The 22,127-nt window shown below is 69.2% G+C and carries 25 protein-coding genes; 4 read left to right on the top strand and 21 right to left on the bottom strand.

The window, feature by feature from the left end:
* Positions 1-2: 2 nt before the first annotated feature.
* The 18 genes from hypD to ACWDTS_RS12685 all read right to left on the bottom strand — a co-directional run bounded on the left by hypD (position 3) and on the right by ACWDTS_RS12685 (position 15,574).
* The gene (gene hypD / locus ACWDTS_RS12770) at positions 3-1,136 is read right to left on the bottom strand and encodes a hydrogenase formation protein HypD (RefSeq protein ID WP_197250878.1); all 1,134 of its coding nucleotides are present in this window, start codon (positions 1,134-1,136) and stop codon (positions 3-5) included.
* A 28-nt stretch (positions 1,137-1,164) separates the two neighbouring features.
* Complete coding sequence (locus tag ACWDTS_RS12765) at positions 1,165-1,449, bottom strand: HypC/HybG/HupF family hydrogenase formation chaperone (protein WP_197250877.1); 285 nt, start codon at positions 1,447-1,449, stop codon at positions 1,165-1,167.
* Positions 1,450-1,466: 17 nt separating this feature from the next.
* Positions 1,467-2,552 (bottom strand): hydrogenase expression/formation protein HypE, encoded by a 1,086-nt coding sequence (gene hypE, locus ACWDTS_RS12760; protein ID WP_450118286.1) that lies wholly within the window; start codon positions 2,550-2,552, stop codon positions 1,467-1,469.
* A complete protein-coding gene (locus ACWDTS_RS12755; protein WP_450110912.1) occupies positions 2,549-3,226 on the bottom strand; it encodes a D-sedoheptulose-7-phosphate isomerase in 678 nt (225 codons plus the stop codon). Before ACWDTS_RS12755 ends, hypE begins: the two co-directional genes overlap by 4 nt.
* 4 nt (positions 3,227-3,230) lie before the next feature.
* Positions 3,231-3,986, bottom strand: a complete 756-nt coding sequence (locus ACWDTS_RS12750) for a hydrogenase assembly protein HupF (RefSeq protein ID WP_450110911.1) — start codon at positions 3,984-3,986, stop codon at positions 3,231-3,233.
* Positions 3,983-6,436, bottom strand: a complete 2,454-nt coding sequence (gene hypF, locus ACWDTS_RS12745; protein ID WP_450110910.1) for a carbamoyltransferase HypF — start codon at positions 6,434-6,436, stop codon at positions 3,983-3,985. The genes ACWDTS_RS12750 and hypF overlap by 4 nt, the downstream gene beginning before the upstream one ends.
* Entirely contained in the window at positions 6,433-6,687 is a 255-nt protein-coding gene (locus ACWDTS_RS12740) for a HypC/HybG/HupF family hydrogenase formation chaperone (RefSeq protein ID WP_450110909.1), read from the bottom strand. The genes hypF and ACWDTS_RS12740 overlap by 4 nt, the downstream gene beginning before the upstream one ends.
* 3 nt (positions 6,688-6,690) lie before the next feature.
* Positions 6,691-7,194 carry a hydrogenase maturation protease gene (locus ACWDTS_RS12735; RefSeq protein WP_450110908.1) on the bottom strand — a complete coding sequence of 168 codons (504 nt, stop codon included), beginning with the start codon at positions 7,192-7,194 and terminating at the stop codon, positions 6,691-6,693.
* Positions 7,191-7,310 (bottom strand): DUF6893 family small protein, encoded by a 120-nt coding sequence (locus ACWDTS_RS12730; RefSeq protein WP_374068598.1) that lies wholly within the window; start codon positions 7,308-7,310, stop codon positions 7,191-7,193. The genes ACWDTS_RS12735 and ACWDTS_RS12730 overlap by 4 nt, the downstream gene beginning before the upstream one ends.
* Positions 7,307-8,725 carry a hypothetical protein gene (locus tag ACWDTS_RS12725; RefSeq protein ID WP_450118285.1) on the bottom strand — a complete coding sequence of 473 codons (1,419 nt, stop codon included), beginning with the start codon at positions 8,723-8,725 and terminating at the stop codon, positions 7,307-7,309. The genes ACWDTS_RS12730 and ACWDTS_RS12725 overlap by 4 nt, the downstream gene beginning before the upstream one ends.
* Positions 8,722-9,375: a DUF6084 family protein gene (locus tag ACWDTS_RS12720; protein WP_450118284.1), complete on the bottom strand. Its 654-nt coding sequence runs from the start codon at positions 9,373-9,375 to the stop codon at positions 8,722-8,724. The genes ACWDTS_RS12725 and ACWDTS_RS12720 overlap by 4 nt, the downstream gene beginning before the upstream one ends.
* A complete protein-coding gene (locus tag ACWDTS_RS12715; RefSeq protein ID WP_450118283.1) occupies positions 9,372-10,004 on the bottom strand; it encodes a DUF5947 family protein in 633 nt (210 codons plus the stop codon). Before ACWDTS_RS12715 ends, ACWDTS_RS12720 begins: the two co-directional genes overlap by 4 nt.
* Positions 10,004-10,975 carry a NifU family protein gene (locus tag ACWDTS_RS12710; RefSeq protein ID WP_450118282.1) on the bottom strand — a complete coding sequence of 324 codons (972 nt, stop codon included), beginning with the start codon at positions 10,973-10,975 and terminating at the stop codon, positions 10,004-10,006. The genes ACWDTS_RS12715 and ACWDTS_RS12710 overlap by 1 nt, the downstream gene beginning before the upstream one ends.
* Positions 10,976-10,978: 3 nt before the next feature.
* Complete coding sequence (locus ACWDTS_RS12705) at positions 10,979-12,763, bottom strand: nickel-dependent hydrogenase large subunit (protein WP_197251185.1); 1,785 nt, start codon at positions 12,761-12,763, stop codon at positions 10,979-10,981.
* 34 nt (positions 12,764-12,797) lie between these two features.
* Positions 12,798-13,853, bottom strand: a complete 1,056-nt coding sequence (locus tag ACWDTS_RS12700; protein ID WP_197251184.1) for an NADH-quinone oxidoreductase subunit B family protein — start codon at positions 13,851-13,853, stop codon at positions 12,798-12,800.
* A 122-nt stretch (positions 13,854-13,975) separates the two neighbouring features.
* Complete coding sequence (hypB, locus tag ACWDTS_RS12695; RefSeq protein ID WP_450118281.1) at positions 13,976-14,806, bottom strand: hydrogenase nickel incorporation protein HypB; 831 nt, start codon at positions 14,804-14,806, stop codon at positions 13,976-13,978.
* A gap of 4 nt (positions 14,807-14,810) precedes the next feature.
* A complete protein-coding gene (locus ACWDTS_RS12690) occupies positions 14,811-15,140 on the bottom strand; it encodes a hydrogenase maturation nickel metallochaperone HypA/HybF (RefSeq protein WP_450118280.1) in 330 nt (109 codons plus the stop codon).
* A 71-nt stretch (positions 15,141-15,211) separates the two neighbouring features.
* Positions 15,212-15,574, bottom strand: coding sequence for an ArsR/SmtB family transcription factor (locus ACWDTS_RS12685; RefSeq protein WP_248675172.1), 363 nt, complete (start codon positions 15,572-15,574; stop codon positions 15,212-15,214).
* 22 nt (positions 15,575-15,596) lie between these two features.
* On the opposite strand from ACWDTS_RS12685, the gene ACWDTS_RS12680 reads away from it, so the two are divergent.
* Positions 15,597-16,670: an alanine racemase gene (locus ACWDTS_RS12680; protein ID WP_450118279.1), complete on the top strand. Its 1,074-nt coding sequence runs from the start codon at positions 15,597-15,599 to the stop codon at positions 16,668-16,670.
* A gap of 6 nt (positions 16,671-16,676) precedes the next feature.
* Here the strand turns inward: ACWDTS_RS12680 and ACWDTS_RS12675 are convergent, their stop codons facing one another.
* The 3 genes from ACWDTS_RS12675 to ACWDTS_RS12665 are packed head-to-tail and all read right to left on the bottom strand — an operon-like array spanning position 16,677 to position 19,097.
* Positions 16,677-17,129 (bottom strand): MaoC family dehydratase, encoded by a 453-nt coding sequence (locus tag ACWDTS_RS12675; RefSeq protein WP_197251180.1) that lies wholly within the window; start codon positions 17,127-17,129, stop codon positions 16,677-16,679.
* Positions 17,130-17,164: 35 nt separating this feature from the next.
* Entirely contained in the window at positions 17,165-17,911 is a 747-nt protein-coding gene (locus tag ACWDTS_RS12670; RefSeq protein WP_197251179.1) for a GntR family transcriptional regulator, read from the bottom strand.
* Positions 17,912-17,942: 31 nt separating this feature from the next.
* Positions 17,943-19,097, bottom strand: coding sequence for an acyl-CoA dehydrogenase family protein (locus tag ACWDTS_RS12665; RefSeq protein ID WP_197251178.1), 1,155 nt, complete (start codon positions 19,095-19,097; stop codon positions 17,943-17,945).
* Between the two features lie 230 nt (positions 19,098-19,327).
* Here ACWDTS_RS12665 and ACWDTS_RS12660 point away from each other — a divergent pair, with 230 nt between their 5' ends.
* Genes ACWDTS_RS12660 through ACWDTS_RS12650 form a run of 3 tightly spaced genes read left to right on the top strand, consistent with a single transcriptional unit; the run spans position 19,328 to position 22,035 of the window.
* Positions 19,328-20,176 (top strand): HpcH/HpaI aldolase/citrate lyase family protein, encoded by an 849-nt coding sequence (locus tag ACWDTS_RS12660; RefSeq protein ID WP_450110901.1) that lies wholly within the window; start codon positions 19,328-19,330, stop codon positions 20,174-20,176.
* 1 nt (position 20,177) lies between these two features.
* Positions 20,178-21,188, top strand: a complete 1,011-nt coding sequence (locus ACWDTS_RS12655) for a MaoC family dehydratase (protein ID WP_450110900.1) — start codon at positions 20,178-20,180, stop codon at positions 21,186-21,188.
* Positions 21,189-21,243: 55 nt separating this feature from the next.
* Positions 21,244-22,035 (top strand): SDR family NAD(P)-dependent oxidoreductase, encoded by a 792-nt coding sequence (locus ACWDTS_RS12650; RefSeq protein ID WP_450110899.1) that lies wholly within the window; start codon positions 21,244-21,246, stop codon positions 22,033-22,035.
* Positions 22,036-22,127 lie beyond the last annotated feature (92 nt).

Here is a 22,127-nt window from a genome sequence, read left to right as displayed (position 1 = left end):
GGTCACCCCTTCCCGCGCTGCCCCACCAGTGCCGCCGTCTCGCGATGGAGACGACCGAAGTTGTAGTAAGCGGCGCATGCCCCTTCGGGTGAGACCATGCAGGTGCCGATCGGCGTCTCGGGTGTGCATGCGGTCCCGAACACCTTGCACTCCCACGGTTTGATCACGCCTTTGAGCACCTCACCGCACTGGCATGCCTTCGGATCTGCCACCCGCACACCCGGCATCGAGAAGCGCTGCTCGGCGTCGAACTCGGCGTAGTCGGGGTGAATTCCCAGTGCGCTCTGCGAGATGAATCCGAGCCCGCGCCACTCGAAGTGGGGTCGCAGCGCGAACGTCTGCGCGAGCAGCGCCAGGGCCTGCCCGTTTCCCTCGCTGCGCACGACCCGGCTGTACTGGTTCTCCACCTCGCACCGCCCGTCCCGGATCTGCCGCAGCAGCATGTGCACCGACGCGAGAATGTCGAGGGGCTCGAAACCCGCCACCACGATCGGTTTTCCGTACTTCTCCGGCACGAACCGGTACGGGCGCAGGCCCACCACGGTCGACACGTGGCCCGGCCCGAGGAACCCGGACAGGCGCAGATCCGGCGATTCGAGGATCGCCTTGATCGGGGGAACGATGGTGACGTGATTGCAGAACACCGAAAAGTTCGTCAGCCCCAGCTGTTTCGCACGCACGAGGGTCACCGCGGTGGACGGTGCCGTGGTCTCGAACCCGACCGCGAAGAACACCACCTGCTTGTCCGGGTCGTCGACCGCGATCTTGAGCGCGTCGAGCGGCGAATACACGAACCGCACATCGGCGCCGCGCGCCTTCGCTTCGAGCAGGTTGCCGCGCGATCCGGGCACCCGCATCATGTCCCCGAACGTCGTGAACACCACGCCGTCCTGCTCGGCCAGCCACATCGCGTCGTCGATGCGGCCCATCGGGATGACACAGACGGGACAGCCCGGTCCGTGCACCAGCTCCACCGACGGCGGCAGCAGATGTTCGATGCCGTGCCGGTAGATGGTGTGGGTGTGCCCACCGCACACTTCCATGAACTTGAACTCGTCCTCGGCGGCGAGATCGGTGATCGCAGCGACCAGGGCCCGGGCCGCAGCCGGGTCCCGGAACTCGTCGACGAATTTCATGGTGCCAACCCGCTTTCCCTCGTCGCCGTCATCTCGGCGTCGTGTCGATCTCCGAATTGGTGAACGCCTCGATCTCGTTGACGTAGTCGGCCCCCATCCGGCGCACCTGGTCGAGCGTCATCCGTGCTTCCGCCTCGTCGATGCGGGACATCGCGAATCCGACGTGCACCAGCACCCAGTCGCCGACCTGCAGGCCGGTGCCGGCGAGCAACCGGATGCTGATGGCCCGCTGCACCCCGTTGACGTCGACCTTCGCGAGATCCTGATCGGCGTCGAGGATGTCCACGATCCGTCCCGGAATTCCCAGACACACAACAGTTCTCCTCACGGTCAACAGATGCGTGGCAGCGGATCACCGACGAGCATGTCGACGATCCGGCTGCCCCCGAATGCGGTGCGCAGCGCGACGATGCCCTCCGGTTCCGCGAGGATCTCGCCGACGACCGCCGCGGCTTCGCCCCCGGCCTGCCCGCGCAGCGTGGCGAGCGCCGCGTCGGTCTCGTCCTCGGCGACCACCGCCACGAACTTGCCCTCGTTCGCCACGTACAGCGGGTCGATGCCGAGCAGGTCGCACGCACCGAGAACCTGCGGCCGGACCGGCAGTGCCTCCTCGTCGAGCACCACTGCGAATCCGGTGGCCTGCGCGAGTTCGTTGCACACGGTGCCGACGCCGCCGCGGGTCGCGTCGCGCATCCACCGGGTCGACGGGGCCGCCGCGAGCAGCGCCTCCACCATCCGGTGCACGGGAGCGGTGTCGGACGCGATGTCCGCCTCGAGCGCGAGTTCGCCGCGCGCGAGCAGCACCGCCATGCCGTGGTCGCCGATCGTGCCGGAGACGACGACCCGGTCGCCGGGCCGAACCAGGTCCGCGCCCAGACGACGGCCGTCGGGCACCACGCCCACGCCCGCGGTGCTGATGTAGAGCCCGTCGGCGGAACCCTTGCCGACGACCTTGGTGTCCCCGGTGACGATGTCGACTCCCGCGCCGGACGCCGCGGTCGCCATGTCGGCGACGATCTCCCGCAGCCGGGCGATCTCGAAGCCCTCCTCGATCACGAACGCCGCCGACAACCAGCGCGGCCGCGCGCCGGACACGGCGAGGTCGTTGACGGTGCCGTGCACCGCGAGGTGCCCGATCGATCCGCCCGGGAACTGCAGTGGCTTGACGACGTACGAATCGGTGGAGAACGCCAGGCGCTCCCCCACGCCGATCGACCCGACGGCAGCGTCGCCGAGCTGTTCGAGTTCGGCGTTGCGGAACGCGTCCACGAACACCGCATCGACCAGCGCCGCGGACGCCTTGCCCCCGGCCCCGTGGGAGAGGGTGACGACCGTGTCGAGCAGACGCGGGCGGCGGCGCCGGAACGCCTCGATCCGTTCCAGTACCCGGTCCTCGCGACCCGCGTCGGTGCTCACGTTCCGCCTCCGCCCGTCGACGTCTCGCGCGCGAGACGATCCTGCGCGATCTCCCACAGGCGGTATCCGAGCAGCGCGTGGCTCTCCTGGATGCGGTGGATGCTCTGCGAGCGGATCGTGAAGCAGTAGTCGAGGTCGTCGGAGACGGCCATCCGCCCGCCGTCGTGCCCGGCGAATCCGATCGTGAGCAGGCCGCGGAATCGCGCCTCGGCGAGGGCCGTCATGAGATCGTCCGAGTTGCCGGACGTGGACAGGGCGATCGCGATGTCGATCGGCCGGGAGTGGGCGATGATCTGCCGCGAGAAGATCAGGTCGAAGCCGACGTCGTTGCCGAGGGCGGTGACCACGGCCTGGTCCGCGGCCAGGGACCAGGCGGGCACCGGCCGTCCGCGGGCGGGCCGGCTGAACAGGGACGCGAGGGTCGCGGCGTCGGTGGAGCTGCCGCCGTTGCCGAACGTGTAGAGCCGGCCACCGCGTGCGAAGGACCGGGCCATCCGCTCCCCCGCGGATTCGAGTGCCGGTCCCCATTCGTCGATCGACGCCTGCTGCAACCGTGCGCTCTCCGCTGCCTTGCTGCGAGCGGACGCGGCGAGGTCGCGTAACAGCGGCGCGGCGTCGCGTTCGTCCGCCTCGATGAACGGATACAGGAAACTCGTCTGTTCCGGTTCGCTCACGGTGTCACCTCTCCCCCGGATCGGCAGTAGCGTCGAGCCGGGTTAGCGCCACGCCCCCGTGTACGACGAGAAGATCGTGCACGGCAACGGATTCCAGGATCGACACGTCGACGTGCTCCTCCCCGTCCGCGGTCCGCACGAGAGCGGTGGCGGTGTCGGCGCCGGGTGGGGCGACGACCTCCGCGAGCCTGCCCTCGTCGCTGCACGTCACGCACACCGCGTCGGTGTGGTCTTCTTCGAGCAGTCCGGGATGCTCGAAGACGACGTGGGTCAATTCCCACAGCAGGTGGTACATCAGCACGAATCGGCCGGTGGCCCACACCATCGGATCGTTCGAATCCACCCACAGCACGTGCGTGGCGGCCCCGGCGGGCGGGCGCGGTCCGGCACCGATCCAGATGGTGTCGGCTCCCCACGCCGCGGCGCGACGCACGATGTCGAGGACGTCGGGTTCGTCCGCGGGCGCGACGGCGAGGATCACGTCGCCCGGCCGCACCGCGACCCGGCACTGGGCCACCGGGTCCGGCTCGACCAGCGACACCGCCGGCAGCGCCCGCTTGCCCATGATCACCGGATGCACGAATTCCACGGCCACGTGGTGGGCGTGCGGTTCCCATTGCGGCGAGACCACCCACAGCGTCGCGCCCGCATGGAATCGTCGCGCCAGCCCGAGCGCCGCGGTCGCCAGGTCCGCGGCGAGGTCCTCCCCGATCGGGTTCTCACCGATCGGCGGGTTCGATTGCTGTGTCGTCGATGTCATCGCCCACGTCCCGTCTGCGCCGGATCCGCTTCCCGCCGTATCGAATCGGCGGCTCGCCGCTGCTCCGAACCGGCGGCTCGCCGCTGCTCCGAAGTGGCGGCCCGCCGCCGTGCAGAACTCGCGGCTCGCCGCCGTGCCAGGGTGGCGCCGATCGCGGCCTGTCCCAGCGACAGCCCACCGTCGTTCGACGGCACCCGACTGTGCGTCAGGACATCGAACCCACTGTCTTGCAGGATAGTTCGAACACCTTCGGTGAGCAGTCGATTCTGGAAGACACCTCCGGTCAACCCGATCGTCGTGATTCCGGCGTCGGTGGCGATCCGCGCGGCGAGCCGAGCGGTCGCGACCGCGAGCGCCTGGTGGAATCCCAGCGCCAGATCCGCGGCCGGAACCCCGAGCCGCAGTCCCCCGACCAGGCAGCGCAGCGTCCCGGTCCAGTCCAGTTCGGTGCCGTGCACCGTCATCCGCACCGGCGCCGGCTCGGCGGCGGTACGCGCGAGCGCCTCGAGTTCCACGGCCGCCTGCCCCTCGTACGTGATGCGATGACGCACCCCGAGCAGGGACGCCACTCCGTCGTACAGCCGCCCGACGCTCGTGGTGCATACGCAGCCGATGCCGGACGTCAGCTGGCCGGACACCAGGTCCCGTTCCACGTCGGTCAGGGCCCCGGCGCACGGCAGGTCGTCCAGGTGCGGTGACGTGGGATCGCCGAGACCGGCGTCGCGCAGCAACACCAGCGCGACCCGCGCCGGGGTCCGCACGGCGACGTCGCCGCCGGGCAGCAGGAAGGACCGCAGGTGCCCGGCCCGGCGCATGTCCAGCAGGTCCGGTCCGACGAGCAGCAGTTCCCCACCCCACACCGTGCGGTCGCAGCCGTAGCCGGTGCCGTCGAACGCGATGCCGAGTGCCGGCGAACCGATCCTGCCGTGTTCGGTGAGCAGCGACGCGACGTGAGCGTGATGGTGCTGGACGGTGTGCAGCGCGATGTCGTGCTCCTCGGCGTAGCGCTCGGCCCATTGCCGCGTCGCGTATCCGGGGTGGGCGTCGGCCACCACGAGTTCCGGGGTGACCCGGTGCAGCGCGGTCAGCCGCTCCACGGACGTTTCGAACGCCCGCCTGCTTTCCAGCGACCCCATGTCCCCGAGGTGTGCCGAACAGAATGCGTACTCCTGCCGGGTCAGGCAGAAGGTGTTCTTCAGTTCCGCGCCGACCGCCAGGACCGGCGGCGACGGCCGGTCGAGCAGGACCGGCATCGGCGCGTAGCCGCGCGAGCGCCGGATCGGCGACTCCCGGTCGCCGTGGACGACCGCGACCACCGAATCCTCGCAAGGCACCGCGATCGGCCGGTCGTGCACGAGAAACAGGTCGGCGATGCCGCCGAGCCGGGTGCGGGCGTCGTCGTCGTCGGTGCACAGCGGTTCGCCCGAGACGTTCCCGGAGGTCATCACGAGCAGGCGCGGCACCGGATTCGGGTGCCCGGGCACCGGCATGAACAGCAGGTGGTGCAACGGGGTGTACGCGAGCATCACCCCGAGCTCGCCGAGGCCCGGCGCGACCTCGTCCGCCACCGCGGTATCGGCCCGCTTCTCCAGCAGCACGATCGGGCGCGCCGGCCGGGTCAGTGCCTCGATCTCCTGCCGGAACAGGACACACTGCGATGCGACCGTCGCGACGTCCGGTGCCATCACCGCGAACGGCTTGTCCGGTCGCCGCTTGCGTTCGCGCAACCGCCGGACCGCGTCGGGGTCGGTGGCGTCGCACATCAGGTGGTAGCCGCCGAGCCCCTTGACGGCCACGAGCTGCCCGGCCGCGAGGGCACGCTGCACCGCTGCCAGCACCGCGTCGTCCCCGTCGATGCGGTCGCCGCCGCGTTCGGTGTGGATCCGCGGTCCGCAGTCCGGGCAGCAGATCGGCTGGGCGTGGTACCGCCGGTCGGCCGGATCTGCGTATTCGCGGGCGCAGCGCGGGCACATCGGGAACGCCGCCATCGTCGTGGCGGGGCGGTCGTAGGGCAGGTCGGTGATCACCGTGTACCGGGGGCCGCAGTGGGTGCAGTTGACGAACGGATGCCGGTACCGGCGGTCGGCGGGATCGTTCAGTTCCCGCAGACAGTCCTCGCACGTGGCGACGTCGGGCGGGATCAGCGTGCGCAGTCCCGGGGTGCGGCGGCTGTCCACGATGCGGAAGTCGCGGTCGCCGCGGGGCGTGCGCGGGACCGACGTCAGATCGAGAACGTCGGCGAGCGGCGGGGCTTCGGCCCGCAGCCGTCGCTCGAACTCGTCGAGTGTGCTTGTGGCCCCTTCGATCTCGACGAACACGCCGGTGTCGTCGTTCCCGCAGTGCCCGGCGAGGCGCAGTTCGGCGGCCAGGCCCGCCACGAACGGCCGGAACCCGACTCCCTGCACCACCCCCCGGACGGTCACGCGGCGGCGCTCGACGGCGCTCGTCACGGTGGATCCTCCCGGTCCGGGCCCCGGCCCATCAGTTCCAGTCCGGCCAGGGCACGTTCGGCGCCGGCTTCGTCGACCCGTTCCATCGCGAAACCCATGTGGATGATCACCCAGTCGCCGGGTTCGACGCCTGCGTCGTCGAGCAACCCGATGTTGATCTGCCGGCTCTCACCCACGACGTCGACGAGCGCCAACTGGCCGCCGTAGCCCTCGAGCAGCCGGATCACCCGGCCGGGAATTCCCAGGCACATACGTCAACCTCCGGGCCTCGGCCGGGCGGCCCGATCGGGTCGCCGGAGATTCTGCACGGCTCGGCGCACCGCCGCGGCGGCCGGTTCGACCGCGGCCGCGACGGCGGGTGAGAGCCCGATGCCCTCGTCGACGCACTGCGCCTGACATCCCACCACGATCGTGCGGGGCCGGCTCCCGCCCAGCGCCGCGAGGGTCGCGAACACCGAGGCCGGGTCCATGCCGTGTGCATCGACCCCGACCGTGGTGGGTGCGGTGTCGCCGGCTTCGAAGACCCGCACCGCCCCGGGCTCCCCGGCGTCGGGAACCGCGTCGACCAGGACCAGGCCGTCCCACCCGTCGAGCAGGTCGTATGCCAGGTGCATGCCGCGGATCCCGTAGTCCACCAACCGGACTCCTTCCGGTTGCGGGCTCCGGGCGAGGCAGCGCACGACCTCGGGTCCGAACCCGTCGTCCCCGAGGAAGATGTTGCCCACGCCCGCGACCAGAATCCGCACCCCACTCCTCACATGTTCCGGATCCGGAAGTAGCGCTTGAGATCCGGCAACGACTTCACTGCGACCAATGCTGCACCGACCGCGACGGCGGCGGCGACCGCCGTGGTCAGCATTCCGACGATTCTCATGACTCCTCGTTCCTCGACGGTTGCACCGGGACGTCCGGCACCGGTTCGATCTCGTCCGGCGCGAAATAGAGGTAGCGGCCGAACCATTCGTGGAGGTCGGCAGCGGGGTCGTCGGTGAGGACGACCCCGACGTGGGTCCCGCCGTCCACATCGGCGTGGACCGTCGCGACGCGCGCGAGCCGGTCGCGGAAGAACAGGTCCTGCGCGTCGGCCCGCCGGGACGGGTGCAGCCGGACCAGGCTTCCCTGTCCCACGGGCACCCCCTGCACGAGCACGGTGTCGAGTTCCGGTCGCACGCTGGTGTCCGCTTCCTCGGTCCACCAGTCGACACCGTCGGGCACCTCGGGTATCGGACCGGCGCCCATCGGATCGGCGCCGCGGCCGGGGTCGCGCAGGACGCCGTGCAGTGCCTGGAGCTCCTCGGGGGTCATCGCCTCGCAGCGGTCCACGATGTCCGCGGCCCGCGCGTCGGTGGCGCGGGCCTGCGCCTTCTCCTCGTCCGTGAGGGTCAGTACCCGCAGGGTGAGGATCTCGTCGATCTCCGTGGCGTCGAACAGGTCTCCGCCGCTCTGCTCGGCGACGCGCGGGTGGTCGTAGAGGATGATCGGCGACACCAGCACGACGGGTGCTTCCCCCGGCACGGCCGGGTCCGGGTCCCCGGCGAGCACGGGGAAACAACGCTCGTGGGTGCAGGTGCCGACGAGTGCGGCCGCGTCGGCGGGCGGTTCGAGGAGCGATACGAAACGCGCCTCGGTGGCAGCGAGGATCAGGTGCGCACCGATCAGCGACCGCCCGATCGCGTCGTCCGCGTCGACGGGCGCGTCACCGGTGTTCGTGACGGTGGCGGACACGCGGACGAGATCGCCGTCGATCGGTCCGGCCTCGACGGTCACGGTCGCGTGCACGGCGCGGCGGGTGCGCAGCAGACGTCCGGCGACCGTGCCGTCCGGTTCGGTCAGCAGTTCGGTGTCCTCCCCCGCCGGCACCGCGACCTCCGCTGCCCCGTGCGCGTTTTCGGTAGCCACCGCTACCGAAAACGCGCACGAGCGCTCGACGGCCTCGTCCCACCCGACCCACGACTGTCCGGCGACGACCAGCTCGGGCACGGTCTCGAACCCGTTGCCGGTGCGGCGCTGCACCGTACGACGCTGAAGCTGGAGAAACCGCAGGGTCACCTCGATCACCGGCTCGGCTCCCAGCATGCGCAGCACGGTCTGTGCCGCCAGTCCCGGCGGCTCGCCGAGCCCGGACGCGGCGGCTCCGGGCGGCCCGAGAACTCCGAACTGCCAGCGCGAGTGGTTCTTCCGGGCGTTCGCGCGGTACGGGTACAGCAGGTAACCCTCGTAGAGGATCGCGTCGGCGACCGCACGCACCCGGTCCGTGTCGTCGTGTTGCTGCTGCCGGTCCACCGTCACGACGCCTCCGCATCCGTTCCGGCACCGGCTGCGTCGAGCAGTGCGGTGATCGTGGCGTCCAGATCGGTCAGTCCCCGTTCGGCCTTGAACCGTGCCAGTGCGGCCAGCGTCGCGTGGGTCAGGCGCGCGTATCCGCTGTCGGGGAAGTGCGCCCGCATCAGGTCACGCCATACCTGTACCGGAAGGTCGTATCGGGCCTCGCGGTCCCACGGCACCTGCTCGACCGCGAATCCCGTGGTGCCGCGGGTGAAGACGGTACCGCTGAACAGGGCCAGCAGCGGCACCGCACCGTCACAGAGCGCGTGCAGGTAGCGCGAGGCCGCGACCTCGAAGTCGTACGTGCAGGCCAGTGGCAGCGTGGTCTCGCACGCGCCCTCGAATCCCGGCACCACCGTCGACGCGTGCAGCCACGGGAAGGGCGCAAGGGTCGTGCCCCACCGGTCACGCGTGCCGAACAGGTCGGTCAGCGCGGCTTCCTCCTCGGGACCGTAACTGCGGCGGCGCGGTTCGATGCGGAGCTGACACCGCAGCGCCAGTGCGTGCACGGTCGCGCCCGTGCCTTCCCGTATCCCGAGTTTCGCCAGCAGGGTCGGCGCGGCCGCGTACGGTTCGGGCGCGATGTCGACGATGCCGAACTCGAGCGCGGTCACGACGGTGCCCCCGCGTCGACCGGTCGGCTCCGCCGGGCGAGTGTGTCGAAGAATCCGTCGAGTGCGGCACGCGCGTCCTGTCCGCCGTCGAAGCCGCGCCACACCCGCCGCAGCCTGCCCACCAGTTCGTAGCACGCGTCGATCGGCACGAGGTGGCACGTGGGTTCACCGCGGTCCGGTACCCGCACGATCAGCGCCTCCACGTCGGGCAGCGGTGCGGTCAGCGCCGGGTTATCGGCGAGGACCGCGTCCCACATGCCCAGCGGCAGCTCCGATTCCGTGGCACCGGCAGGTCCCGGATAGAACGCGACGGTGCGGCCGAGCGTCGAATTGTGGAAGAAGAACGCCAGCGCCACCGGGATCTCGAGGTCCTCCCACCGGCCCGGCGCGAGTGTGAAGGACGGGAACGACAGGTACCGGTCGGGAACGGAGCGGAACCGAAGGTCCGCGCCCTGATCGGTGAAAAGGAGGTAGCAGGGCCGGCATACGCACATCAGACGCCGGGATTCGAGATCGACGACGTGCCGGTGCGCCTCGTCGAGTCCGATCGCACACATCTGGCACCGCTCCGTCGCGGGAACCGGTGTCGCCGCGGCGATGCGGCCGAGAACTTCGGAGACGGTGGCCATCACGCCACTCCCGTGGGGCGAGCGGAGCGACGGGGTGTGTCACTGGGGCGAGCGGAGCGACGGGGTGTGTCACTGGGGCGAGCGGAGCGACGGGATATGTCACTGGGGCGGGTGTCGGGTACGGCGAGCGACAGGGTTCCGTCGCGAACCAGCACCGGCAGGGGCTCGAGATGTTCGGCGGCACCGTCGTCCACCCGGGCTCCGGCCCTGCGGACGTCGAAGTGTGCTCGGCACCCCGGGCAGCGCAGTACCGCCCCCGCGTCGCCTCCCGCTCGTCGGTGCAGCACCGCACCGGCAAACGATCCGCCGCACACGGGGCAACGGTCGCGGTAGGCGAGATACCGACCGTCGAGGCGGCATGCCAGCACCGGCAGACCGGCAATCGTGAATCCGCCGACCTCCCCTTCCGCGAGCTCCTCGAACTCCGTTACTGCACACCATTTCCCGCTCACATCGGAATGGACGTGCGCGAACAGGGTTTCCGGACGGATGAGGCCGTGATCGTCGGGTTCGGTTTCCACGTCGAGCTCGGTGATCTCCGGCGCCGCCGCCCGCACGGCGTCGCGCACTGTCAGTTCGAGCGTGGCCGCCGACGACGGGCATCCCCGGCAGTTGCCGAGCAGCCGCAGGCGCACCACCGATCCGTGGATGTCGAGCAGGTCGACGTCGCCGCCGTGCGACTCCAGGTACGGGCGGACCGAGTCGAGCGCGGTGCGCACCCGCGTCGTCACGTCGTGCGGGTGGAGGCCGTGGACGAGCAGCAGGCTCGCGACCAGGTCGTCGCGTGCGACCGCGTCCACGGCTCCGGGATACACGGCGATCGCGTCGAGGATCCGGGTCAGGCCGGCCCCGTACAGATCCAGTACCTCGCGCACGAGGTCCTCCGCGCGGTCGCGGGCTGCCGGCCCGGCTACGGAACAGGCATCGAGCAGCGCTTCGATACGGTCACCGGATTCTCGCCACCGCTCCATCCGTCACTCTCCGGTGACCGACTGGGTCGGCGAATGCACCTTCTCGAGCGTCTTCCCATCGCCCAGGTACATGTGCACGCCGCACGGTAGGCACGGATCGAAACTGCGCACGGTGCGCATGATGTCGATGCCCTTGAAATGCTCGCGGTCGTTCTCCTCGAAGATCGGCTGACCCTGCACCGCGTCCTCGTAGGGCCCGGGTGTCCCGTAGCTGTCGCGGGGGCTGGCATTCCACGGCGTCGGCGGATACGGGTGGTAGTTGGCGATCTTGCCGTCCCGGATCACCAGGTGATGGGAGAGCACGCCGCGCACCGCCTCGGTGAATCCGCAGCCGATGCCCTCGTCCGGCACCTCGAACGTCTCCCACGTCTTGGTGCGGCCGGCACGGATCTCCTCGAGCGCCTTCTCCGCGAAGTGGAGCGCGCACGCCGCCGCGTAGGCCTGGAAATAGGTGCGGGCGCGGTTGCGTTCGAGGGTGTTGCTGCCGTGCTTCGGAATCTTCCACTCGAGCGTCACCGGCGGCTTCAACGCGGTCTTCGGCAGGTTGATCTTGACACTCGACCCGGTCGACTCGACGTAGCCGATGTTCACGAGACCGGCCAGCGCGGTCGACCACAGCCGGGCCAGCGGTCCGCCGCCGGTGTCGAGGGCCAGGTGATCGGTGCCGTCGAACCAGCGCGGCGACATCACCCAGCTGTACTTGTCCTCGAGGTCGCGCTTCTGCGGGTGCGGATTGGTGTGCTGGTTCCACGGGTGGCGGCGGTCGACCGGATTGCCCAGCGGGTCCGTCTTGACGAACATCTCCTGGTCGGTCCAGTCCTCGTAGTACGACGAGCCGAGCAGGATCCGCAGACCCAGGTTGATGTCGACGAGCGAGGTCGTCACGAGTTTGCCGTCGACGACCACCCCCGGCGTGACGAACATCTTCCGGCCCCAGTTCTCCATGTCCCGGTAGGAGAAGTTGCAGACCTCCGGATCCTGGAACGCGCCCCAGCACCCCAGCAGGGTGCGCCGCAGGCCGACCTTCTCGTAACCCGGCAGCGCTTCGTAGAAGAAGTCGAACAGGTCGTCGTGCATCGGCACGACCTTCTTCATGAATTCGACGTAGCGCATGAGCCGGCTCATGTAGTCGGTCATCAACTGCACCGTGGCCACGGTGCCCACGCCGCCGGGGTAGAGCGTCGAGGGATGTACGTGACGGCCTTCCATGAGACAGAACATCTCTCGGGTGGACCGGCTGACGTGCAGTGCCTCTCGGTAGAACTCGCCGCTGAACGGATTCAGGGACCGCATGATGTCGGCGATGGTGCGGTAGCCGTGCTGGTCCTCGTGCGGTGCGCGGGTCTTCTCGGCCCGTGCCAGGACGGACGGGTTCGTCTCGGAGACCATCTTCTCGCAGTAGTCGACGCCGACGAGGTTCTCCTGGAAGATGTTGTGGTCGAACATGTATTCGGCCGCTTCGCCGAGATTGACGATCCACTCCCCGAGATGCGGTGGCTGCACGCCGTACGCCATGTTCTGCGCGTAGCACGAGCAGGTGGCGTGGTTGTCGCCGCAGATCCCGCAGATGCGGCTGGTGATGAAGTGCGCGTCGCGCGGGTCCTTGCCCTTCATGAACAGGGAGTACCCGCGGAAGATCGACGAGGTGCTGTGGCATTCGGCGACAGTGTTGTTCGCGAAGTCGATCTTCGTGTAGATGCCCAGGCTACCGACGATTCGGGTGATGGGATCCCAGGCCATCTCGACGAGCGAGTTCGTGGAGCTGGAATCGGGAGTGGTGGCTGTCATCGAGCTGGCCTCTCTCGGAACGTCGGCTGCACACCTACCAGGTGCGGGTGGCTCCGGTCGTCAACTTCGTGCCGGGTGTGCGCCACGACGGCTCGTGGTCCAGGGTTCGTCTCGTGATCTTGCGCAGGTTCCGGATGACGGAGCCGTACATGCCGATTGCGGTGCTCGACACCAGACCACCCGGAGGTTCGTCCATGAACGGCATGAACTTGTCGGGGAATCCCGGCATCGTGCATCCGATGCAGATACCGCCGACGTTGGGGCAGCCGCCGATACCGTTGATCCAACCGCGTTTGGGGACATTGCATCTGACGACCGGACCCCAGCAGCCCAGCTTGACGATGCACTCCGGCGAGCCGTATTCGGTCGCGAAATCACCCTGCTCGTAGTATCCGCCGCGGTCGCAGCCCTCGTGGACGGTCTTTCCGAACAACCACTGGGGACGCAGCGCCTCGTCCAGCGGGATCATCGGCGCCTGATCCGTCGCCATGTACAGCAGGTAGGTGAGCGTCTCGGACAGATTGTCCGGCTGGATCGGGCATCCGGGCACACAGACGATCGGGATGCCCGCCTTGGACTTCCAATCCCAGCCCAGATAGTCGGGGACCCCCATCGCGCCGGTGGGGTTGCCCGCCATCGCGTGGATGCCACCGTATGTCGCGCAGGTCCCGGCGGCGACGATCGCCGTGGCCTTGGGGGCCAGCCGGTCGAGCCACTCGCTGGTGGTGATCGGCTGCCCGGTCTCCTCGTTGTTGCCGAAGCCGCACCAGTAGCCGTCGTCGTGGAGTTTCTCGTTGGGAATCGACCCCTCGACGACCAGCACGAACGGTTCGAGTTCGCCGCGGTCGGCCTTGCGGAACCATTCGAGGAAGTCGTCGGCGCCACCCTCGGGTCCGCACTCGAAGTCGATCAGCGGCCAGTGCACCGCGACCTTCGGCAGACCCGGCAGCGCTCCGAGCGCGATCTCCTCGATGGTGGGTTGCGTCGCAGCGGTGAGCGCAACCGAATCGCCGTCGCAGCTGAGACCGGCATTGATCCACAGGACGTGGATCAATGTGTCCTCGGCCGCCTGCGCTTGTGGTGTAGGCATGCTGAGCCACCTTCCGGAGTGCCGGTTCACCCCTACGCTGCCGGAGTCGACCGTCGGCCCACTTGCACAGCGCTTCTCCTATTAGGGACCCGATCGCGACGGATTGTCAACGAAGGTCCGGTTTACGATCTCGAATAACGTTCGGGCCGACGATGATCGGCGATCCAGTCGTACCACGCGGCGAGGTTCTCCCCCGTCGTCGCGGACACCGCGATCGCCTCGATTCCGGGGTTGATCGATTTCGCATGCCGCACACAGGTTTCGATGTCGAAGTCGACGTAGGGCAGCAGATCGATCTTGTTGACCAGAACCAGGTCTGCGACGGCGAAGATGTGCGGATATTTGAGCGGTTTGTCGGTTCCTTCGGGGGTGGAGATGAGGACCACCCGGCCCTGCTCTCCGAGGTCGAACAGGGCCGGGCACACCAGATTCCCGACGTTCTCGACGAACAGCAGGGTCCCCGCCTTGGGGTCGAGTGCCGTGAGCGCGTCGTGCATCATCTGCGCGTCCAGGTGGCAGCCCGCCCCGGTATTGACCTGCACCGCAGAGCAACCCGTCCGGCGGATCCGTTCCGCGTCGAGCAGGGTCTCCTGATCGCCTTCGATCACCGCGATCGGACCGGATCCGGAGAGGTCCCTGATCGTCCGTTCGAGCAACGTGGTCTTTCCGGCACCGGGCGAACTCATCACGTTGAACGCGGTGACGCCACGACCGGCGAGCCAACCCCGATTGCGTTCGGCCAGAACGTCGTTCTTCGCCAGTACCCGTTGCTCGAGCGTGACGGTTTCGGTGGAGCCGGACCCGGCGGTGTCCTCGCCGTGTCCGTGTCCGTGTCCGTGTCCGTGACCGTGACCGTGCTCGTGCTCGTGCTCGTGCTCGTGCTCGTGCTCGTGCTCGTGGGGCACCGTGATACGCGGGCCGGCATCGTCACCGCATCCACACGTGGCGCACATGCGATCAGCTCACTTCCATCGACACGATCGTCAACTCCCGACCCGAACGGACCTCGACGTCCACACTTCCGCACGGACACAACAGGATCGGGTCCGTCAATACAAAATCCGCATCGCACTCCCGGCAGTGTCCGACGCCGTCCGGCGTCTCCAGATCCAGCCGCGCGCCCTCCGCGGCGGTGCCGGTCGCCGCCAATTCGAAGCAGAAGTACATCGAGTCCGGAACCACCGCACACAGAGCCCCGACGACCATGCGCACGCTACGGACGCGCCGACCGCCGGCGCGTTCGCACACCGTCTCGACCACATCCTGCGCGATCGACAGTTCGTGCATACGACCTCGTTCCGCCTGCTTCACAGGCTCGTATCCACGATAAGCCGCGCTCGCCGGCCCCGATGGCGGAATCAGTCGTTCTCGTGGGAGTGCGCGGCGTGCTGGTGCGTCGCACCGATCGAATGCAGCATCTCGTGCACCGTGTCGTCGACGAGCCGATACCGCACGGCCCGGCCGTCCCGTGTCGCCGAGACCCATCCGCGGTCGCGCAGCAACCGCAGCGCGTGCGAAACGGCGGTGCCGGTCATACCAAGCGCAGTCGCGAGATCGGTGACGCGGATACCGGGCGCGTGGTGCAGGCACAGCAGCATCCGCAGACGATTGACGTCGGAGAGCAGTTCGAACCGTTGCGCCCACCGCTCGATGTCCGGGGTCCGCAGTGCCGCTTCTGCACGTCGGACGTCATCGGGGTCGAACACGGGCCGGCTTTCCACGGGCCGAGTGTACGGTGCGCGCATGACCTTGTTCGATGCCGTCACCGCCACCCCGACGCTCCTCGTCGACCGCGACGTACTCGACCGCAACATCGAACGGATGGCCGAATCCGCACGGACCCGGGGCGTGACGCTGCGCCCGCACGCGAAGACCCACAAGAGCCCCGACATCGCGCGACTCCAGATCGCCGCCGGCGCGGCCGGATTGACGGTCGCGACGGTGTCCGAGGCGGAAGTGTTCGCCGATCACGGCTTCGACGATCTGTTCGTCGCGTATCCGCTGTGGGTCGATGCCGCCCGCGGCGCACGGCTCGCGGCGCTCGCGGACCGTACGCGTGTCGCGGTCGGAGTCGATTCGGTGGAGGGGACGCGGGCACTCGCGACGCACGCGGGCACCGCGATCGAGGTTCTCGTGGAGGTCGACAGCGGCCACCACCGCACCGGCGTGGCACCCGGGCACGCCGGTGCGGTGGCGGCTGCGGCGACCGCGGCGGGACTGACCGTCGCGGGGGTCTTCACCTTTCCCGGTCACTCGTACGGACCGGGCCGGCCCGGCGCCGCAGCGGCCGAGGAGTCCGCGGCCCTGCGAACAGCCGCGGACTCGCTGCGCGGCGCCGGGATCGAACCGGGAATCGTCAGCGGGGGCTCGACTCCCACCGCCTACCTGGACACGGCCGCGACCGAATTGCGGCCCGGCGTGTACGTCTTCGGCGACGCCCAGCAGCTCGAGCTCGGCACGGTCACCGAGGAAGAGGTCGCGCTCACCGTCCTCGCGACCGTCGTCTCCGCCCGTGACGGTGTCGTCGTGCTCGACGCGGGGAGCAAGTCGCTCGGCGCAGATCGGGCGCCGTGGGCCACCGGGTACGGCCGGATCCTCGGGGTTCCGGACGCACGGATCACCGCCCTGTCGGAACACCATGCGACGGTCGAGTGGCCGGCCGGCCCCGATGTGCCGCGCCCCGATCTCGGGGCGCGGCTGCGGGTGATCCCGAATCACGTGTGCAACGCCGTGAACCTGGCGGACGAACTCGTCGTCACCCGCGGCCGCGAGGTCGTCGACCGCTGGCCGGTCAGCGCCCGCGGCTGCACCGTCTGATCGGGCTCACTCGACGAGAACGGCGACCGTCTCGGCGATCAGCGCCGGCTTGTCGCCACCCTCGACCTCGACGGTGTAGGACAGGACCAGGTTCGCGCCCTTGGGGGTGCGGTCGACGGACTTGACCGTGGCACCGGCGCGGACCTTCGAGCCCACCGGCACCGGCGCGGGGAAGCGCACCTTGTTGGACCCGTAGTTGACACGCATCTTCAGGCCTTCGACGGTGAAGATCTGCGAGCCGAGGACCGGCAGAAGCGACAGCGTGAGGTAGCCGTGGGCGATCGTCGTCCCGTACGGGCCGGACGCGGCACGCTCGGGATCGACGTGGATCCACTGGTGGTCGCCGGTGGCGTCGGCGAACGTGTTCACGCGCTCCTGCGTGATCTCGAGCCAATCACTGTAGCCGAGGTGCTCGCCGACAGCGGCTTCGATCTCGGCGATGCCCTGGAATACGCGCATGTTCTGGACTCCTGTGTGGTCGGGGCCGGCGGTCGTCAGTGCTCGGCTCGTGTGAGGGTGACTCGATAGGTGTAGTGCTCGGGCAGAAAGTAGCTGACCGACAGTTCGGTCGGCGTGCCCTCCGTGTCGGAGTAGAGGCGATCCACCCGCAACATCGGATGGCCCACCTCGCAGCCCAGCTCCGAAGCGACCTCGGCGGTCGCCGGGGCCACGGTGATCGACTGTGCGGCCCGGACGATCGGATGCGGCAGGTGCGGCTCGAGCAGACCGATGAGTGTGACCTTGCTCGACGCACCCGCCGCCAGTTCCGGCGCGTCCTGCACGTACGCGGCGATCGGACCCGGCAGCCAGATGGTGGTGTGGACGAACGGCACGCCGTCGTGCAGACGGCGGAACGTCACCGAATGGAGCAGGTCCGTGTCGAGGCGCAACCGGCTGGCCGCCTCGATGTCGACCTTGCGGTGCAGCGGGGTGACGATCTCCATCGTCGTGTCCGCGGACAGCGCGAGCAGGTCCTCGATCGAACCGTGCGGACGCCCGTACCGGCGCCCGGGTTCGTTGGCGAACGTGCCGCGTCCGGGAACCCGGTACACGACGCCGTCGGCCACGAGGTCCTGGAAGGCCCGGCGCACCGTCTGCCGGCTCACGCCGTGCTGCTGCGCGAGTTCGGCTTCTGTGGGCAGCCGGACCCCGTCCCGGTACCGACCGGATTCGACGGCCTCGCGCAACTGCCGTGACAGCTGCGCGTACGCCGGCTCCGATTCTCGTTCCCTACCGCTCATGACGCGGGGATCCTACCGATCCGGGATCGTGTCAGATTCCGCCGCGGGCCACGAGCTGGCTCGCGATGACGTTGCGCTGGATCTCGTTGGTGCCTTCACCGACGATCATCAGCGGCGCGTCGCGGAAGTAGCGTTCGACGTCGTACTCGGTGGAGTAGCCGTAGCCGCCGTGGATGCGGACCGCGTTCAGGGCGATCTCCATGGCGACCTCCGAGCAGTACAGCTTCGCCATGCCCGCTTCCATGTCGCACCGCTCGCCGCTGTCGTACCGCTCGGCGGCGTAGCGGGCCAGCTGCCGCGCGGCGGTCAGCTTGGTGGCCATCTCGGCGAGGTAGTTGCCGATGGACTGGTGCTTCCAGATGGGCTGGCCGAAGCTCTCGCGCTGCTGCGCGTACGCCAGCGAATCCTCGAGCGCCGCGGTGGCGACACCGAGGGCGCGCGACGCGACCTGCAGGCGACCGGTCTCGAGGCCCTTCATCATGTGGGCGAAGCCCTTGCCGGGCTCGCCACCGAGGATGGCGTCGGCGGAGATCCGGTAGTTGTCGAAGCTCAGCTCGCAGCTCTCGACACCCTTGTAACCGAGCTTCGGCAGGTCACGCGAGACGGTCAGGCCCGGTCCGTGCTCGACGAGCACCACGGAGATGCCCTTGTGGCGCGGCGTGGCCGCCGGGTCGGTCTTGCACAGCAGCGCGATCAGGCCGGAGCGGCGGGCGTTGGTGATCCACGTCTTCGCGCCGTTGATGACCAGGTCGTCGCCGTCGCGCTTGGCGGTGGTGGTCATGGCCTGCAGGTCGGAGCCGCCGCCGGGCTCGGTCAGCGCCATCGTCGCCCGGATCTCACCGGTGGCCAGCTTCGGCAGGTACTTGCGCTTCTGCTCCTCGGTGCCGAACAGGGTCAGCAGCTTGGCGACGACCGTGTGGCCGCCCATGGCACCCGACAGGGACATCCAGCCGCGGGCGAGTTCCTCGGTGACCTGCACGTAGCAGGGCATCGACACCGGCGAGCCGCCGTATTCCTCCGGGACCGCCAGACCGTAGATCCCGATCTGCTTCATCTGCTCGATCCACTTCTCGGGGTACTCGTTGGCGTGCTCGACCTCCTGCACCGTCGGCTTGACCTCGCGGTCGATGAAGTCGCGGACGGTCTTGACCAGGAAGGCCTCTTCGTCGTTCAGGTTGTAGCTCACGCAGGTGACCCTTCGGTTTCGGAGCGGGCCACGCGGACCCGAAACTTTGTACGGCCATTTTGTGTAGTACGGCATGCCATTGTCAATGGAGGTTTCGACGAGCATCCACTTTGTTTCGAGAGTTTTCGGTGATAGGACCCGCTGCGCCTACCTATGGGGTGGCGCAACCCCACACAATGGCCGTACATTTAGCGCCGTTCCTGCCGCTCCGACTCTCCATGAGGTTCTCCGTGACTCCCGAGCAACACGTCCGCAGGCGAGCGGTGCTCGTCGCACCCGGTTCCGACGAACGCAAGGCGTCCAAGGCTCTCGCCTCCGCCGCCGACGAAGTCGTCCTCGACCTCGAGGACGCCGTCACCCCCGCGCAGAAGGACGCCGCCCGCGACCTCGTCGCCCCCCTGGTCCGCGAGCACGGCAGCCGGCGCACGGTGTCGGTGCGCATCAACGGACGCGGCACCCCCTGGTTCGAGGACGACCTGCGGGCGTGCGCCGAACTCGGCGATGCCCTCGCCTCGATCGTGATCCCCAAGGTGGAGAGCGCGGCGGACCTCGCCGAGGCCGATCGCATCCTCGGCTCGTCGAACGCCGTCGTACAGGCGCTCATCGAGACACCCGCGGGTGTGCAGCGCATCGACGAGATCGTCTGTGGTGCGCGCGTGGCGGGTGTCATCATCGGATACGCCGATCTCGGTGCCGCCCTGGGCCGTTCCCGCACCGCCGCCCCCGAGCACTGGATCTACGTGCAGGATCGGGTGCTGCACGCCGCCCGCGCCGCGGGTGTGCAGGCCGTCGACGGACCGTTCCTCGGCATCGCCGACGACGAGGCGTTCCGCCACAGCGCCCGGTGGATCTCCGACCTCGGCTTCGACGGCAAGTGGGTCATCCACCCCGCCCAGATCGACTCCGCTGCCGCAGCATTCACCCCCACGGATGAACAGGCCGAGGCCGCGCGACAGGTCCTGGCCGCGCTCGAGGAGGCCGAGGCTCGCGGCGCCGGGGCCGCCCAGCTCGACGGACAGATGCTCGACGAAGCCGTCGCCGTCGCCGCCCGCCGCACCCTGTCGAAGATCGGATCCTGAGATGACCACTCCCGCAACCGAAGCCATCGCCGTCGGCGGACCCTACCTCGACGACCTGACGGTCGGCCAGGTCTTCGACACGGCACCCGCCGTCACGCTCACCGACGGTCTCGCCGCGGCCCACCAGGCGATCCTCGGTGATCGCTTGCGCCTGGCGCTCGACACGCACCTGTCCACCGCGGTCGCGGCCGGGCCGATCGCGCACGCCGGCCTGGTCACCGATCTCGCGATCGGTCAGTCCACGCTCGCGACCCACCATGTCAAGGCCAACCTGTTCTACCGGGGCCTGCGCTTCCACCGGTTCCCGCGCATCGGCGACACCCTCTACACCACGACCGAGGTCGTCGGCCTCAAGAGCAACTCCGTCAAACCCGGCCGCGCCGCGACCGGCCTGGCCGCGCTGCGGATGAACACGGTCGACCAGCAGGGCCGCACCGTGCTCGACTTCTACCGCTGTGCGATGCTCCCGCTGAACCCGGCGACCGACCCCGCGACCGTGATCCGCACCGACGACCTGTCGTCCATCGGCCCGCAGGACGAACCGGACTGGGCGGCTCCCGTGGACTGGAATCTCGCCGAGTACCGCGAACGCGTTCCCGGCACACATTTCGACCCGTCCGTCGCGGGTGCGGTGTTGCGATCGAGCGGCGACGTCGTCTCCAGCGCACCGGAACTCGCACGATTGACGCTCAACATCGCCGCGACACACCACGACGAGCGGGTGGGCGCCGCGGGCCGCCTCGTCTACGGTGGCCACACGATCGGTCTCGCACTGTCGCAGGCGACGCGCGCGCTGCCCAACCTCGTGACCGTGCTCGGCTGGCAGTCCTGCGACCACACCGGTCCGGTGCACGAGGGCGACACTCTCACCAGCGACCTGCACATCGAGTCCGCCACCGCGCTCCCCGGCGGTGGCGGCGTCCTGAAGCTGCGTTCGCTCGTCTTCGCGCACCGCGCGGGTGCCGAGCCGGCACCGGTGCTGGACTGGAAGTTCACCGCACTCATGGCGTGAACGCCTCACCTCTCGAATCCTGTTCGGCGGCAACGCCGGAAAGAAAGGAACACTCTTGTCCTCGAATGGACGCCTTGCGGGGAAGACCGCACTCGTCACCGGCTCCGGCTCCGGCCTCGGCCGCGCATCCGCCCTGCGTTTCGCGGAGGAAGGCGCCGCGGTCGCGGTCGTCGACCTCGATCTCGCCGCGGCCACCGCGGTGTGCGACGAGATCGCGGCGGCGGGTGGCCGGGCGCTGCCCGTCACAGCGAACGTCACCTCCGATGCCGATTCCCGGCGCATGATCGACGAGACGCTCGCCGAATTCGGGCAGCTCGACGTCGTGTTCGCCAACGCCGGCGTGAACGGCGCCGGGGACGCGGCGGACACGACGGAAGCCGAGTGGGACAAGGTGGTCGGCGTCAACCTCAAGGGCGTGTGGCTGACGTCGAAGTACGCGCTTCCGCACATGATCGAGCGGCGGACCGGATCGATCATCAATCAGGCCAGCATGGGTGGCCTGATCGGCCTGCCGGGTATCTTCCCGTACACGGCGGCCAAGGGCGGCGTCATCGCGATGACCAAGCAGATGGCGGTCACGTACGGCCCGGACAACATCCGCGTGAACGCGATCTGTCCCGGGACCATCCCCACGCCGCTGGTGTACCGCTCACGCGTGGACCGCGGTGCGGCCACCGACGACGCCGATCAGGTGGCCATCGACGCGGAGGTCGCGAACCGCTTCCCGTTGCGGCGGCTGGGTACGCCGAACGATGTCGCGTCGCTGGCGTTGTTCCTGGCGAGCGACGAGGCGGACTGGGTGACCGGCGGTATCCACACGGTCGACGGCGGGCGCAGCGCATTCTGACGCCCTTCCTGCCGTGGGGCGTGTAGTGTGCCGCGGGGTCCTCGAAAAAGCCCCCGGGGGGGTGAAAAGGGGGGGGGGGCGGGGGGGGTTTG

The organism is Rhodococcus sp. NPDC003383 (assembly GCF_053589115.1).
Note: the sequence above shows the minus strand (reverse complement) of the source record. Positions and strands in the feature narration are given on the sequence as shown.

What these genes read in the sequence shown, in the direction of transcription:
- hypD (WP_197250878.1), bottom strand. Translation starts at nt 1,136, where the DNA reads ATGAAATTCGTCGACGAGTTCCGGGACCCGGCTGCGGCCCGGGCCCTG.
- ACWDTS_RS12750 (WP_450110911.1), bottom strand. Translation starts at nt 3,986, where the DNA reads ATGACATCGACGACACAGCAATCGAACCCGCCGATCGGTGAGAACCCG.
- ACWDTS_RS12740 (WP_450110909.1), bottom strand. Translation starts at nt 6,687, where the DNA reads ATGTGCCTGGGAATTCCCGGCCGGGTGATCCGGCTGCTCGAGGGCTAC.
- ACWDTS_RS12730 (WP_374068598.1), bottom strand. Translation starts at nt 7,310, where the DNA reads ATGAGAATCGTCGGAATGCTGACCACGGCGGTCGCCGCCGCCGTCGCG.
- ACWDTS_RS12715 (WP_450118283.1), bottom strand. Translation starts at nt 10,004, where the DNA reads ATGGCCACCGTCTCCGAAGTTCTCGGCCGCATCGCCGCGGCGACACCG.
- ACWDTS_RS12710 (WP_450118282.1), bottom strand. Translation starts at nt 10,975, where the DNA reads ATGGAGCGGTGGCGAGAATCCGGTGACCGTATCGAAGCGCTGCTCGAT.
- ACWDTS_RS12705 (WP_197251185.1), bottom strand. Translation starts at nt 12,763, where the DNA reads ATGACAGCCACCACTCCCGATTCCAGCTCCACGAACTCGCTCGTCGAG.
- ACWDTS_RS12700 (WP_197251184.1), bottom strand. Translation starts at nt 13,853, where the DNA reads ATGCCTACACCACAAGCGCAGGCGGCCGAGGACACATTGATCCACGTC.
- hypB (WP_450118281.1), bottom strand. Translation starts at nt 14,806, where the DNA reads ATGTGCGCCACGTGTGGATGCGGTGACGATGCCGGCCCGCGTATCACG.
- ACWDTS_RS12690 (WP_450118280.1), bottom strand. Translation starts at nt 15,140, where the DNA reads ATGCACGAACTGTCGATCGCGCAGGATGTGGTCGAGACGGTGTGCGAA.
- ACWDTS_RS12680 (WP_450118279.1), top strand. Translation starts at nt 15,597, where the DNA reads ATGACCTTGTTCGATGCCGTCACCGCCACCCCGACGCTCCTCGTCGAC.
- ACWDTS_RS12675 (WP_197251180.1), bottom strand. Translation starts at nt 17,129, where the DNA reads ATGCGCGTATTCCAGGGCATCGCCGAGATCGAAGCCGCTGTCGGCGAG.
- ACWDTS_RS12670 (WP_197251179.1), bottom strand. Translation starts at nt 17,911, where the DNA reads ATGAGCGGTAGGGAACGAGAATCGGAGCCGGCGTACGCGCAGCTGTCA.
- ACWDTS_RS12655 (WP_450110900.1), top strand. Translation starts at nt 20,178, where the DNA reads ATGACCACTCCCGCAACCGAAGCCATCGCCGTCGGCGGACCCTACCTC.